Source organism: Pseudarthrobacter sp. S3, from assembly GCF_050156905.1.
Taxonomy (GTDB): domain Bacteria; phylum Actinomycetota; class Actinomycetes; order Actinomycetales; family Micrococcaceae; genus Arthrobacter.
On record NZ_CP189583.1, the window covers coordinates 2,673,014 to 2,687,374 of the forward strand.

Consider the following 14,361-nt stretch of genomic DNA (forward strand, 5'->3'; position numbering starts at 1 on the left):
TTGACAGCCAGAGCCGCTGCTATCGGAGACTGATTGTGACCTTCATATCCAAGACCCAACATGCCGACGTCGTACTGATTGGCGGCGGCATCATGAGCGCCACACTCGGGGCGTTCATCAAGCAGCTTGAACCTAACTGGACCATCTCCCTGTTCGAACGCCTGGATCAGCCCGGGCTGGAAAGCTCCGACCCCTGGAACAACGCCGGAACCGGCCATGCCGCCCTGTGCGAACTCAACTACTCCCCCGCAGCCAAAGACGGCTCGGTGGACCCTGCCAAGGCACTGCTCATCAACGAACAGTTCCAGCTGTCCCGCCAGTTCTGGTCCCATTTTGTGGACGAATCCCTGATCGGTTCGCCCAAGGGCTTTATCAACACCGTCCCGCACATGAGCTTTGTGATCGGCGAGAACAACGCCAAGTTCCTCAAGACCCGCTACGAGGCACTCAAGCCCCACACGCTGTTCCGCAGCATGGAGTACTCCGAGGACCACGCTCAGATCGCTAAATGGGCGCCGCTGATCGTCAAGGGCCGGGACCCTAAGCAGAACATCGCCGCCACGCGCGCAGCCGAGGGGACCGACGTTGACTTCGGGGCACTGACCCGCGAGCTCACCACCTATCTCGGGAACAACGGCGTCGAAATCAATTACGGCCATGACGTCAGTGGCATCTCCAAAGCGGCCGACGGCGGCTGGGACCTTTCGATCAAGCACCCGGCTTCCGGGGAACACGGCAAGATCCACGCCAAGTTTGTGTTCGTGGGCGCAGGCGGCGGCGCACTGCACCTTCTCCAGGCCTCCGGCATCCCGGAGAGCAAGGGCTTCGGCGGTTTCCCCGTGTCCGGCCAGTTCTTCCGCTGTACCGACGAGAAACTCTCCGCCCAGCACAGCGCCAAGGTCTACGGCCAGGCTTCGGTGGGTGCCCCGCCCATGTCAGTCCCGCACCTGGACACCCGCTACGTGGACGGGAAGCGTTCACTACTGTTCGGCCCTTACGCCGGTTTCTCCACGAACTTCCTGAAAAACGGCTCGTACCTTGACCTGCCGCTGTCCATCCGGCCCAGCAACATCATCCCGATGCTTGCTGTGGCCAAGGACAACATGGACCTCACGGCCTACCTCGTTAAGGAGGTGGCCAAGCGCCACGGCGACAAGGTCGAGGCACTGCGTGAGTACTACCCCGAGGCCAAGGACGGCGACTGGGAGCTGATCACCGCAGGCCAGCGCGTACAGATCATCAAGAAGGACCCGAAGCGGGGCGGCGTGCTGCAGTTCGGTACCGAGGTCATCGCCGGCCGCGACGGCACCATCGGCGCGCTGCTGGGCGCATCGCCCGGCGCCTCCACGGCCGTGCCCATCATGATTGAACTGCTGCAGAAATCCTTCCCCAAGAACTTCAAGGCCTGGCAAGGCAAGCTCAAGGACATGATGCCGGGCTACGGTGTGAAGCTGGATGAGAATCCGGATCTGGCCGCAGAGCTCGAGGCGGCAACGGCCAAGGCATTGCAGCTCGAGAGCGTTTCCGCCAATCACTGATTCGGGCTGTCCGGCAGGCGTGAAGAACCGGCTGGACGGTCTGGTCCGCAGGAGTCCGTCAACCCCAGGAGAGACCCGCGATGTTCCGGCTGGCACAACTTTCATTGGCAAACCGGGCGCTGATCGCGCTGATCACCGTCTTCGCGACGGTGTTCGGCGTAATCACCATGTCATCGCTGAAACAGGAACTCATCCCCTCCATTGAGTTCCCGCAGATAACCGTCCTCTCCGCGATGCCCGGCGCGTCACCCGAAGTGGTGGACAAGCAGGTCAGCGCACCGCTGGAAACCGCCTTGAACGGCGTGGAGGGCCTGGAGTCCACGTCCTCGACGTCGCGCAACGGCGTCTCGCAGATCTCAATGGTGTTCACCTATGGGACAAACCTCGACCGCGCCCGCAACCAGATCGACCGGGCCATCTCAAACGCCAAGCGTTCCCTGCCTGAGGAGGTGCAGCCACAGGCCATCGCGGGCAGCATCAGCGACTTCCCCATTGTGTTCCTGGCCGTGTCTTCGGACAAGCCGCTGAGCGAACTGAACGCTGACCTGGCGCGCCTGACCGTTCCACGGCTCCAGAAGATCGACGGCGTCCGCGGAGCCGACGTGACCGGCGGCGCCACCCAGCACATCGAGATCCTCCCCCGGCCCAAGGAAATGGCCGCCAAAGGCGCCACGATCGAGTCCATCCGGAACGCCCTCTCCAACAACGGTGCGCTGATCCCGGCCGGGACCATCCAGGAGCAGGGTAAAACGCTCTCCCTCCAGATCGGCAGCCCGGTGGATTCCCTGGACGCCATCAAGGCATTGCCCCTGGGCGGGGCCAAGGATGCCGCAACGATCGGCACGGTGGCCGACGTCAGCCTGGAGGACAACGAACGGACGTCCATCACCCGGACCAACGGCCAGGAAACGCTGGCAGTCTCTGTGACCAAGAAGCCCGAGGGAGACACCGTGGGAATCTCCCACGCAGTGAATGAGTCGCTTGCGGCCCTCGAGGCCGAACTGGGGTCCAATGCAAAGTTCACTGCAGTGTTTGACCAGGCCCCGTTCATCGAGAAGTCCATCAAGGACCTCACCACCGAAGGCCTGCTCGGGCTGGGCTTCGCCGTCGCCGTCATCCTTCTCTTCCTGATGTCAGCCCGATCCACCCTTGTTACCGCGGTGTCGATTCCGCTGTCGCTGCTGATCACTTTCATTGGCCTGTCCGCGACGGGCTATTCGCTGAACATCCTGACCCTGGGCGCACTCACCATTGCGATCGGCCGGGTGGTGGACGACTCGATTGTGGTGATCGAAAACATCAAACGCCACCTCAGCTACGGGGAGGAGAAAGTCTCGGCGATCCTCACCGCCATCCGGGAGGTGGCCGGCGCCATCACCGCCTCCACGTTGACCACTGTGGCGGTCTTCCTGCCCATTGCATTCGTGGGTGAGCTCGCCGGCGAACTCTTCCGGCCCTTCGCACTGACCGTCACCATGGCGCTGCTGGCATCGCTGCTGGTATCACTGACGATCGTTCCGGTCCTGGCCTACTGGTTCCTTAAGAGCCCCGCCGGTTCGGCAACAGGTTCGCCGGCTGCCCGCGAAGATGCTGCCCGTGCTGCCGACGCCGCCCGTGCCCACGCCCAGGAGGCGGAACAAAAGAGCCGGCTGCAGCGCGCGTACCTGCCCGTCCTCAGCAAGACCCAGAAGCATCCGGTGGTGACGCTGGTAGCCGCCGTCCTAGTCCTCGGCGCCACTGCTGCCATGACGCCGCTGCTTTCCACCAACCTCCTCGGCGAATCCGGCCAGAACAGCATGACGGTCCGCCAGGTGATGCCCGCCGGGACAAGCCTGGCCGACACCAGCGCAGCCGCGGCCAAGGTCGAGGACGTCCTTCGGGGCATCGAGGGTGTCAGGAATGTGCAGGTCACCACAGGCAACGCCCAGGCCGGTTTCGCCGCCCTGACATCCTCCGGATCCGCCAACTCCACTTTCACCGTGGTGACGGATGAGAAGGCGAATCAGGCAAAGCTGCAGGAAACCGTCCGGACTGAGGTAAGCAAGGTGGCCGGTTCCGGGAAGATTACGGTCGGCTCACAGCAGGGTGGTTTCGGGACGTCCTCCACGGTGGACATCACCATCAAGGCTGCAACATCCGAGGATCTCCGCACAGCCAGCGAGGCCATGGTGGATGCAATGACCGGCGTGCCGGAAACCAGCGAGGTGGCAACCAACCTGGCGGCCAACCAGCCGGTGGTCCAGGTCAAGGTTGACCGGGCCAAGACCGCGGCAGCCGGACTGAACGAGCAACAGGTAGCCGGCGTCCTGGCTGCCACGATCAGCCCGATCCCTGCAGGCACGGTCCGGATCGACACCAACGATTTTCCGGTCCAGATCGGCAAGGGCACCCGGTTCACCAGCGTTGACGCCGTGCGCAACATCGCGCTCCCCGCCGGGGGCGCACCGGTGACCCTGGGCAGCATCGCTTCCGTGGAACAGGTGGACGTGCCGGTCTCTATTACCGCCAGCAACGGCCAGCGGACCGCCAAAGTGTCAGTCACGCCGTCGGGCTCCAACCTTGGCGCCGTGAACGCGGAGGTGCAGAAGCGCCTCACGGACGTCAGCCTGCCCGCCGGCGTCACCGCCGAACTCGGCGGCGCCACCACCCAGCAGGCCGAGTCCTTCCGGCAGCTTGGCCTCGCGCTCCTGGCGGCGATCGCAATTGTCTACGTCATCATGGTGGCCACTTTCAAGTCCCTGATCCAGCCGCTGATCCTGCTGGTTTCCGTCCCCTTTGCCGCCACCGGAGCCGTCGCCCTGCTCCTGGCCACGGGCGTTCCGCTGGGCCTGCCGTCGCTGATCGGCATGCTGATGCTGGTGGGCATTGTGGTCACCAACGCCATCGTGCTCATCGACCTCATCAACCAGTACCGGCGGCCACGGGACGGCCGCGCCGGGATGAGCGTGGCGGACGCAATCACCCATGGCGCGAGGCAGCGCCTCCGGCCCATCCTGATGACCGCACTGGCCACCGTTTTCGCCCTGACACCCATGGCGCTTGGCCTGACCGGGGGTGGCGGCTTCATTTCCCAACCGCTGGCCGTAGTTGTGATCGGTGGCCTGGTTTCTTCCACAATGCTGACCCTGGTGCTGGTTCCGGTACTGTACCGGCTGGTGGAGGGACGGCGGGAAACCAAAGCACTGCTTCTTGCCATGCAGCAACGTCCGGAGTTTGCGGCAGCGGACGACGTCGATGCCGAGTTCCGGGACTGGACCACCGGTAAGGTGCCCCGCGTCAGTGGCCGCCGAGCCGCTCCGGGCGACCCCGAGTAAATCCTGGAATATTCTCGCCGCGGCGGCGTTATACCGGTCGATACATGCAAATGCATGCAAATCGCGTATAGTGGAAGCAAGCCCAGAGAAGTCCAGGAAACGGAAGGCACACCATGCAGATCGGCGTATTCAGCGTCAGTGACATCACCACTGACCCCACCACCGGCCGGACGCCCACGGAGAACGAGCGCATCAAGGCGGCCGTGGCGATCGCCAAAAAAGTCGAGGACATCGGCATGGATGTCTTCGCCCTCGGCGAGCACCACAACCGCCCGTTCTTCTCCTCCTCGCCCACCACCACCCTCGCCTACATCGCCGCGCAGACCGAGCGGATCACGCTCTCCACTGCCACGACGCTGATCACTACCAACGATCCGGTCAAGATCGCCGAAGACTTCGCCATGCTGCAGCACCTCGCGGACGGCCGCGTGGACCTGGTCCTTGGCCGCGGCAACACCGCTCCGGTGTACCCGTGGTTCGGCAAGAACATCCAGGACGGCGTGGAACTGGCCGTAGAGAACTACAGCCTGCTGCGCCGGCTGTGGGACGAGGACACGGTCAACTGGTCCGGCAAGTTCCGTACGCCGCTGCAGAACTTCACGTCCACTCCTCGCCCGCTCGACGGCGTGGCCCCGTTTGTGTGGCACGGCTCCATCCGTACACCGCAGATCGCCGAGGTGGCTGCCTACTACGGCGACGGGTTCTTCGCGAACAACATCTTCTGGCCCAAGGAGCACTATCAGCAGCTGATCAGCCTCTACCGTGAGCGCTACGAGCACTACGGCCACGGCAAGGCGGATCAGGCCATCGTGGGCCTCGGCGGCCAGTTCTTTATGCGGAAGAACTCCCAGGACGCCGTGAAGGAATTCCGGCCCTACTTCGATAACGCGCCCGTTTACGGCCACGGCCCGTCGCTGGAGGACTTCACTTCCCAGACGCCGCTGACAGTCGGCAGCCCGCAGGAAGTGATCGAAAAGACCCTGACGTTCCGCGAGTACTTCGGCGACTACCAGCGCCAGCTATTCCTGATCGACCACGCGGGCCTGCCCTTGAAGACGGTGCTGGAGCAGCTTGACCTGTTTGGCGAGGAAGTACTCCCGGTCCTCCGCAAGGAATACGCGGCCCTCAAGCCCGCGCACGTCCCGGACCCGCCTACGCACGCCGGCCGCGTCGCCGCGCTGATGGCCTCGCAGGCGTCTGACACTGCCCCTTCGGAGGCATGATGGCTGCCGGCGGCAATGAATCACCCATTCGTTTGGCAGCGGAAACCTGGGAATCCCTGTTCCGGGCGCAGGTTGCCGTTATGCGGAAGCTCCAGGCCGGTCCCGCTTTCCGGAAAGTGGCACTGAACGAATACGACGTGCTGTTCACGCTGTCCCGGTGTCCGTCCGGCTGGCTCCGGCTCAATGAACTCAACGACCATGTCCTGCTGAGCCAGTCAAGCCTCAGCAGGCTGGTTGAAAGGCTGGAGAAGCGCGGGCTCGTGGTCCGGATGGCGGCCCCCGACGACGGCCGCGGCGTGCTGCTGAAGCTCACCGAGGAGGGATCCGCCCTCCAGAAGGAGATCGGCCGGGAACATGTGAGGGACATCGCCACCCTGGTGGGGCCGGCCCTGACGGCAGCCGAGCAGCGGGAACTTCAGCGGCTGACCGAGAAACTCCGGCATTCCGTGGGAACGCGGCCGGCAAAGCAGCCGCCCGGGAACTGACTTGCCGGGAACTCACCGCCCGGCACCGGCCGGGAGGTGTCGTTCCGAGCCGGGAAACTAGCCCAGCATGACCAGCCTGGCCGGATCTTCGGCCGGCAACTGCCCGTTGACCACAGCGCTGACACGCAGCTCGGTCAGCGTCAGGCGCCCGCCCACTGTGGACAGGAACGCGGTGTCGGACGAGTCGCGGCCTGCCGTGATCCGCAGCATCGACTCCCGTGGGGCCAGCCCTGTGGGGTCGATGACGTGCCAGGCGCCGTTGACATGCGCCTCGGCTACCGCGTGGAAATCCATGGGACTCAGCCCTGGCGCGTACACGGCGGTGAGCCTTGCCGGGACGTCCTTGGAACGCAGCAGGGCGATGGCCAGGTGCGCAAAGTCCCTGCACACTCCCCTGCGGTGCAGCAGGGTTTCGACGGCGCCGTCAGTGCCCCTGGAGGAACCGCTGATGTACCGCAATTCCCCGAAGACCCAGCTGCGCACGGCCTGGAGCAGTTCGGCACCGTGCAGGCCGCCAAATTCGGCGTAGGCCGTGGGCAGCAGCCTGTCCGACTCCGCATAGCGGCTTGGCCGCACGTAGCGGATGAGCTCAGCGAGGGTGGCTTCTTCCGCGATGGCCTGCCCTGCAACCGTGGCCGAGTACTCCACGGTGACCTCGGTGGGTTCAACGAATTCCAAATAGTGCAGGCGGCCGCCATGGTTGTCCGCGAGTTCCTGGAACGGAACCGGCTGCCCGTCGGCCGTGACAGTCAGGGACTCATCAAACGAGGTATAGCCGGGATTCCTGGCCACAGCGATGGCGAGGGCTGCCTTCGTGTCGGCGATGGTCCTGAAAACCATACGTGCTGAAACGGTGCGTTCCATGTATCTCCGGGTGTGAGGTAGTGGCAGAACTTCCCGCTCAGCCCGGGGATGAGAAGGCAAGAGCGGGACTAGTTTTTGATCTCCAGAGACATTAGCATCCGCTGGACGTTCGCGAATTCCGGGCTCCCGTCCACGTACTTTTCGGCCTGAGCCAGGGTGTCGAACGCCTTGGCCGGTGCCACCTGCTCATCCGGGGCAAAGGCCTTCAGGACGCCGAGGTCGCCGAAGGAGTAGTCGCCCTTTCCCCCCGGGCCACGGACCACGTTACGCAATTGGCAGGCTTGGCCGCCGGCCCCGCCCACAATGTTGGTAATGCCGTAGGAACCGAAATAGCGGTAACCCTGGATGACGCGGAACACCACGTGCGGCACGATCAGCCCTTCCCCCGTCAAACCGGGAAGCTCTACCGGCACGCTGCTGATCACCACATAGGGTTTGCGGGCAGCTTCGGCGCACTCAGACGAGGACGGCGGCAGTCCTGTCCGCAGGGCAGCCACCACCGTGCCGTCCTGCTTCTTAACCTCGATCCTCAAGGCACCCGGCAGCGTACCGTCCTCGGGCGTGCCGGACTGGGCGATCCATTCCTCCGGCAGGTCGAAGCTGATGGTCTTCGCCGGGTCAGTGAAGGTCTTCCAGGCAGTTGCCGTTGCGGCCGGGCCGGGTGAGGCGGACGTCGAGGCGCCATCTGTGACAGAAGGATCCGCCGACGGGGACCCTGTAGCGCCGGCGGTTGAGCCCGTGCCGGCGACAGGGCTGGCCGACGTTTCCGGCTGGGCCGTCCACGCTGAATCGCTGCTACCAGGAGCGCTGCACCCGACTGCCAGCGTCCCTGCCATCAGCAGCGCGGCCGTCCGCGTTCCCCACATTGCCGCCTTATGAGTCATGCAGCCAGCCTAGTGGCGGACGGCGGCGGCCAAGAGCCGCACCCTCGTGTCGCCGTCGGACATTCCCCGCGTGCAAGGGACTAGGCTGGTGCCTATGGCGGATGAGCATTATGGCGCGGACCTTGAGAGCCTGGCGGACATCTCTGCCATCGACATTGCGGACTGGCGGCTGCGGACTTTTGCCCTGTACGACGCTGTGCGGAAGGTTGCCGCCGAAGATCCGGCGGAGGCCCATTCCCTCTGGCGGCATGAACGCGACCGTATGTTCGCAACGCATCCGGCCTCAGCGCTCAGCGCAAACGACAAATCGCAGTTCTCCGGCCTGAAGACGGCTGACTACGATCCCATCTACCGCTTTTATGTTCCCCTGACCCTTGAGGGCGCCGGCCGGGAAGTGACCGTGGAAACCGCCACTGACGGTGTTGTCCGTTTTGTCCGGCTGGGCACATTCGACCTTCCCGAACTGGGCCAGCTGGGTGTGTGGAAGCTGCAGGGTTACGGCGGCGGGATTTTCGTGCCGTTCCGGGATGCCACCGCCGGTCAGCCCGGCGGAACGTACGGCGCTGGCCGGTACCTAATGGATACTATTAAGGGCGCATTCCACGGGGTCCACGGCTCCGGGGCGGGAGCCGAGTTCGTCTTGGATTTCAACTTTGCTTACAACCCGTCCTGCGCCTACAACGAGGCCTGGGCCTGCCCGCTGCCCGGCCCGTCCAACCGCCTGGCTGTGGAGATCCCGGTGGGAGAGCTGTACTGAGCCGACCAACCCGGTGATTGGGCCTGTGAAGATCCGGGTACGGCTCGCCCGGAGGACGTAGGATGTCATCATGACTGCCAGCGCCCCCCACCGCCTTGCCCGTGTCCGCCCACTGTCTTCCACTGTTGCCGACGAACATTTCTTCGTGGCCAATGACGCCCACGACTTCGGCTCCGACGCAGGCCGGTCCTGGACAGTTGTTGATTCCCCCTTCGAGGCGTCCCGCGCAAACGCCAACCACCCGGCCCGGCCGGGGTGGGAGACCGGCACCGTAGTGGACCAGGAGTCCTTCACTTTCCTGGCCCCGTCCGTCCCCGCCAATGTCTTCGGCATGGCGCATAACACTGGCCAGGCCGGCCGGAACCTCCCGCCGCAGGCCTTCCACAAGGCGGCATCCAGCGTGATCGGCCCCGGCGACGCCATTGAACTGAGCTCAACGGTGGGCTACGTGGACCCGGAAGCGGAACTGACCGTCGTCGTCGGGCGCACCGTCCGCGGCCTGACGCTGGAGACCGCCCAGAGCGCTATCCTGGGCTTCACCATCGGCAACGATGTCTCGGCACGCGATCTGCAGAAGTCGGACGAACTGTGGATCAGCGCCAAGAGCCAGGACACCTTCACTCCCGTGGGCCCCTGGATTGTGACGGACCTCGACGATTCGGACCTGGCCATCAGCATGGTGCACAATGGCGCCGAGCTGAAGGCCGCCAGCAGCGCAGACCTCGGCTGGAAGGTGGACGAAATCCTCGTGTACCTCAGCTCGTTTATGACCCTGCACGCCGGCGATCTGGTCCTCACGGGCTTCCCGGCGGAGTGTGCACGCATCCAGCCCGGAGACACTGTTCTGTGCCGTGTGGAGGGCATTGGCGAGCTCCGCAACCCGGTCAAGGCTGCGTCCTGGGAGGAAACTCCCGCCTGATATGTCAGGCTTAGGCCATGGAATCTCCTGCTGCGCCCAGTGCCCAGCTGACGCAGCAGCCCACCCGTGGAGCGGCTGCCACCAGACACTACCGTGGAATCTTCAGGTTTCCACTGGTCCGGCAGCTCCTCCGCTTCACCGGCGTCGGCATTATCTGCACCGCCACGTCACTGGCTTTGTATGCGTTGCTGCGCCCCTGGCTGGGACCGCAGCTGGCCAATGCGGCCGCCCTGGTGCTTACGTCCTTGATGAACACGGCACTGAACCGCAGGCTGACGTTCAAGATCTCCGGGCAGCGCCGGATGGCCCGTGACCACCTGAACGGCATAATCGTCATTGCCGTTGCGCTGGTCATCACCGGCGGCAGCCTGGGCGTGCTGCATTGGCTGCACCCGGACGCCAGCGTGTCCGATGAGCTGTGGACCACCACGTTGTCAGGCTTCGTAGCCACCGCCGTGCGGTTCACGATGCTACGGCATTGGATTTTCCGCCGCGCCCGCCATATCTAGCGGCCGAGGGTCCTGACGCGTCCGACGGCGGTGCCCACCGCTGCCGCCGCCTGCTCCAGTTCGTCCGCGGTCACGTCTGAGGTGAAACTGAACCGCACGGCCGTCTGCGCCACTTCGGCGTCATAACCCAGCGCGGTCAGCACCGGCGACGGCGCATCCGAGCCGGCGGCACAGGCCGAACCGCTCGAGCACACCACACCCTGCCGCTCCAGCTCCAACAGCACGGATTCGCCGCTGGTGCCGGGGAAACAGAACGATGCCACGGACGGCAGCCGTTCCGTCCGGTGCCCGGTGAGCAGGGCGCCGGGAACGGTGTCCAGGATAGTGGCGATGTAGCGTTCGCGGAGAAGAGCCACACTGGCGGCGAGTTCCGGCAGCTCGGCGTGGGCGAGCGTCAGGGCCTTAGCCAGCGCCACGGCACCGGCAACGTTTTCGGTCCCGGACCGGCGGCCGCGTTCCTGGCCGCCGCCGTGCACCAGGGGCTCAACGCGGGTCCGGCCGCGGACGTACAACACGCCGCACCCCTTGGGCGCGCCGAGCTTATGGCCGGAAATGCTCAGGGCGTCCACGCCCAAGGCCTTGACGTCCAAGGGCAGCCACCCAGCGGCCTGGACGGCGTCGGTGTGGAACGGGATGCCCCGCCTGGTGGCGACGGTGGCCAGTTCGGCGACCGGCTGGATGGTGCCCACCTCATTGTTCGCATACATGACGCTGACCAGGGCAGTTTCCGGCCGGAGCACGGCGGCGAGCGCCTCCGGCGTCACCCGGCCGGTCCCGTCCACCGGAACCACGTCCGCGGTGAACCCGTGAAACCGTTCCAGGAAGCGCGCGGACTCCTCCACGGCTGGATGTTCGACGGCGCTGATCACCACGCGGTTGAGGGCCGGGTCCGCAGCCTGCCGGGCCAGGGCAACGCCCTTGACGGCGAGGTTGTCCGCCTCCGTGCCTCCCGAGGTGAAGGTGACCTCGCCCGGACGGCAGCCGAGCACCTTGGCCACGGCCGCACGGGCGCCTGCGAGCGCGGACGCCGCAGCCTCGCCCAAGGTGTGGCGGCTGGAGGGGTTGCCGAACTCGCCGCTCAGGTAGGGCCACATGGCCTCGAGGACCTCGCGGCGGATCGGGGTGGTGGCGGCGGCGTCGAGGAAGATCATGGGCGTTTCACCCGACGCTTAGTTCGACGTCCAGGCCCAGGTCCAGGGCAGCCACGCTGTGGGTGAGACCGCCGATGGAGATGACGTCCACGCCGGCCGCGGCGATGTCGGCGACGGTGCCGACGTTGACGTTGCCGCTGGCTTCCACAATGGCGCGTCCGTCCACCTGCTTAACACCGGAGCGGAGCTCGTCGAGGGTGAAGTTGTCCAGCATGATGGTGTCCACACCGGCAGCAAGGACAGGTTCAATCTGCTCGGCGCTGTCCACCTCCACTTCGAAGTGCGTGGTGTGCCCCAGCTGGGCCTTGGCCGCGGCGAGCAGGGCGGTGAGCTTCGCGGAGTCTCCGCCTGTGATGACGGCCAGGTGGTTGTCCTTGGCCAGCACGGCGTCGGAAAGGCTGTAGCGGTGGTTGGCTCCCCCGCCGCAGCGGACGGCATAGCGCTCCAGCACTCGCAGGCCGGGCGTGGTTTTTCGGGTGTCCGTGATGCGCGCCTTGGTGCCTTCGACGAGCCGGACGAATTCCGCGGTCTTGGTTGCGATGGCACTCATCCGCTGCACAAGGTTCAGCCCGACCCGTTCGGCGAGCAGCACCGAGCGCGCGTTGCCGGTGACGCGCGCGAGGTGCGTGCCGGCGTCGAACACTGCCCCCTCAGCGAGCAGCAGTTCCACGTCGGTGTCCGGGTCCACAAGCTTCATGGCGTCGCGGAACACCGTTCCACCGCTGAAGACGCCGGGCACCCGCGCGTTCAGAACCGCGGTGGCGCGGGCGTCGGCCGGGATCAGCAGCTGCGAGGTGATGTCACCGTTGGGCGCGTCCTCGGCAAAAGCCCGCTCCAGTATGTCCCGGACGGGTCCTGCGGGGAGGGTCAGGCTAGTCATTGACGAGGCTCGCTTTCCGGCTCATGGTGTAACGCTTATCAAAATGTTCGACGGCGGCATTCACGGACACACTGTCGCTGCGGTAATGCGCCCCCAAGGATTCCCGCCGCTCGCGTGAGGCATGCACCAGCAGCTGCGCAGCCAAAAGGAGATTGGCATCCTCATGATCGCGAGGATCGAAAGAGTCAGGAACGGTAACCGGATCGTCAGCGGAGGCCCAGGCCCCAAGCAAGCCCGAAGCCTCCCTAAGCAACACGCCATGACGCAAAACCCCAGCGTTGGCAGTCATCAAGCGCCGAAGAGCCACCCGGGAAAACGGCCCCGCCGCAGCGAAGGAAGTTTCACGAGGACCAGGTGGCGGGACTGTTTCAAACTGCCAAGGAGTGGACGCGGATGCCTCGTTGAAACGTGATCCAGAAGGGTGCGCATCCTCCACGAAGTCGTGGGACAGCGGTGCGGAAGCGTGCGTCAAGGGGAGGCCGCTCGCGGCCGAGACAGCACGCGGAGCATCGGTGTCCCGCGACGGACCGGAAGCCAGGAACCCCTCAACAGCCCGGCGCCCGAAGACCAGACCCTCAAGCAAAGAATTGCTGGCAAGCCGGTTGGCACCTTGGACGCCGGTGCAGGCAACCTCGCCGGCAGCCAGCAACCCGGGTACAGAGGTCCGCCCGTAACGGTCGGCAACAACGCCGCCCATCCAGTAGTGCGCTGCCGGTGCCACGGGGACGAGTTCCCGGGTCCAGTCGACACCGGCTTGGCGGGTGCGGGTGCTGATGGTCGGGAATCGCTTTTCGAGGTACCCCTTGCCGTGCAGGGCCTCGACCACCATGGCGTCAAGGAACACGTGCCCGTTGGGATCCCCAAGGGTGGCGAGGTGCAGGGCGATGCTGCGGGAGACGACGTCGCGCGGGGCAAGTTCTGCGTCAGGGTGGTAGGCGGGCATAAAGCGTTCGCCGTGGGCGTCCAGCAGGATGGCGCCTTCGCCGCGTACGGCTTCGGAAATCAGGAGCGGTTCAGCCCCGTTGCCGGCTGCCTCAAGGGCATCGGCCGGGAGCACCATGCAGGTGGGGTGGAACTGGAAGAACTCCAGGTCCGCCACTGCGGCTCCAGCCCGCCAGGCGAGCGCCAGCCCGTCGGCAGTTGCCACGGCGGGGTTGGTAGTCTGGGCGAACAGCCTTCCAGCTCCCCCGGTGGCCAGGAGCACGGCATCGCCGCGGATGGCGAGTTCCCGCCCGTCGTGGAGGAAATTCACTCCGTCCACGCGTCCTTCGCTCTGGGACAGGGACGTCACCTGGGCGTGCCCGATAACCTGGATCCGGCCAGCTGCCTGCGCATCCAGGACGGTCTTGATGAGCGCCCTGGCCACCCCGGCACCGGTTGCGTCGCCGCCGGTGTGCAGGATCCGCGGCGCGGAATGGGCGGCTTCGAGACCCAGTGAGGGGTCGCCGTCGTCGTCCATATCGAAACGCACGCCGAAGCGTTCCAAGCCGGCGATATCCAGACGGGCCTCCGTGCAGAGCACGCGGACTGCCTCTTCGTCGCAATGCCCGGCCCCGGCCTTCAGCGTGTCTGCGATGTGCGCGGCCACAGTATCTCCGGGCGCGGGTTCGTCGAGCACGGCGGAGATGCCACCCTGGGCGTAGTAGGTGTTGCTGTCCGCGAGCGCGCCCTTGGTCAGCAGCACCACTGCGGCGCCGGCGTCGGCGGCAAGCAACGCGGAGTACAGTCCCGCAATGCCGCTCCCGACGACGATCAGCCGCCGGGGTACCGGACCACCGGCTGGGCTCGCTGCGCTCATGTGGGGCTCGTTTCGGTTTCCAGGGTTACAGCGGGCGGG

At 65.6% G+C, this 14,361-nt stretch carries 12 protein-coding genes; 7 read left to right on the top strand and 5 right to left on the bottom strand.

What is annotated here, in order from left to right; translation table 11 throughout:
* Positions 1-35 precede the first annotated feature (35 nt).
* The 4 genes from ACQCSV_RS12825 to ACQCSV_RS12840 all read left to right on the top strand — a co-directional run bounded on the left by ACQCSV_RS12825 (position 36) and on the right by ACQCSV_RS12840 (position 6,560).
* A complete protein-coding gene (locus ACQCSV_RS12825; RefSeq protein WP_354153669.1) occupies positions 36-1,538 on the top strand; it encodes a malate:quinone oxidoreductase in 1,503 nt (500 codons plus the stop codon).
* Between the two features lie 80 nt (positions 1,539-1,618).
* Positions 1,619-4,852 (top strand): efflux RND transporter permease subunit, encoded by a 3,234-nt coding sequence (locus tag ACQCSV_RS12830; RefSeq protein WP_426938530.1) that lies wholly within the window; start codon positions 1,619-1,621, stop codon positions 4,850-4,852.
* A gap of 113 nt (positions 4,853-4,965) precedes the next feature.
* Positions 4,966-6,075 carry an LLM class flavin-dependent oxidoreductase gene (locus tag ACQCSV_RS12835; protein WP_426938531.1) on the top strand — a complete coding sequence of 370 codons (1,110 nt, stop codon included), beginning with the start codon at positions 4,966-4,968 and terminating at the stop codon, positions 6,073-6,075.
* Positions 6,075-6,560 (top strand): MarR family winged helix-turn-helix transcriptional regulator, encoded by a 486-nt coding sequence (locus ACQCSV_RS12840; RefSeq protein ID WP_426939564.1) that lies wholly within the window; start codon positions 6,075-6,077, stop codon positions 6,558-6,560. Before ACQCSV_RS12835 ends, ACQCSV_RS12840 begins: the two co-directional genes overlap by 1 nt.
* A 57-nt stretch (positions 6,561-6,617) precedes the next feature.
* On the opposite strand, the gene ACQCSV_RS12845 is transcribed toward ACQCSV_RS12840, so the two are convergent.
* On the bottom strand, positions 6,618-7,424 hold the full coding sequence (locus ACQCSV_RS12845; RefSeq protein ID WP_426938532.1) for a transglutaminase-like domain-containing protein: 807 nt from the start codon (positions 7,422-7,424) through the stop codon (positions 6,618-6,620).
* 68 nt (positions 7,425-7,492) lie between these two features.
* Positions 7,493-8,308, bottom strand: coding sequence for a hypothetical protein (locus tag ACQCSV_RS12850; protein WP_426938533.1), 816 nt, complete (start codon positions 8,306-8,308; stop codon positions 7,493-7,495).
* A 94-nt stretch (positions 8,309-8,402) separates the two neighbouring features.
* Here ACQCSV_RS12850 and ACQCSV_RS12855 point away from each other — a divergent pair, with 94 nt between their 5' ends.
* The 3 genes from ACQCSV_RS12855 (at position 8,403) to ACQCSV_RS12865 (ending at position 10,493) form a co-directional block, all read left to right on the top strand.
* Positions 8,403-9,065, top strand: a complete 663-nt coding sequence (locus ACQCSV_RS12855) for a DUF1684 domain-containing protein (RefSeq protein WP_426938534.1) — start codon at positions 8,403-8,405, stop codon at positions 9,063-9,065.
* Between the two features lie 70 nt (positions 9,066-9,135).
* Positions 9,136-9,984, top strand: coding sequence for a fumarylacetoacetate hydrolase family protein (locus ACQCSV_RS12860; protein WP_426938535.1), 849 nt, complete (start codon positions 9,136-9,138; stop codon positions 9,982-9,984).
* A gap of 17 nt (positions 9,985-10,001) precedes the next feature.
* Positions 10,002-10,493 carry a GtrA family protein gene (locus ACQCSV_RS12865; protein WP_426938536.1) on the top strand — a complete coding sequence of 164 codons (492 nt, stop codon included), beginning with the start codon at positions 10,002-10,004 and terminating at the stop codon, positions 10,491-10,493.
* Here the strand turns inward: ACQCSV_RS12865 and ACQCSV_RS12870 are convergent.
* From ACQCSV_RS12870 to ACQCSV_RS12880, 3 genes are read right to left on the bottom strand one after another with little or no spacing between them, the layout of a single operon-like run.
* Positions 10,490-11,644, bottom strand: coding sequence for a cysteine desulfurase family protein (locus tag ACQCSV_RS12870; RefSeq protein ID WP_354223125.1), 1,155 nt, complete (start codon positions 11,642-11,644; stop codon positions 10,490-10,492). The two genes, ACQCSV_RS12865 and ACQCSV_RS12870, sit on opposite strands and share 4 nt — an antisense overlap.
* Before the next feature lie 7 nt (positions 11,645-11,651).
* Positions 11,652-12,524 carry a carboxylating nicotinate-nucleotide diphosphorylase gene (gene nadC, locus ACQCSV_RS12875; RefSeq protein ID WP_426938537.1) on the bottom strand — a complete coding sequence of 291 codons (873 nt, stop codon included), beginning with the start codon at positions 12,522-12,524 and terminating at the stop codon, positions 11,652-11,654.
* Positions 12,517-14,322: an L-aspartate oxidase gene (locus ACQCSV_RS12880; RefSeq protein WP_426938538.1), complete on the bottom strand. Its 1,806-nt coding sequence runs from the start codon at positions 14,320-14,322 to the stop codon at positions 12,517-12,519. The genes nadC and ACQCSV_RS12880 overlap by 8 nt, the downstream gene beginning before the upstream one ends.
* Positions 14,323-14,361 lie beyond the last annotated feature (39 nt).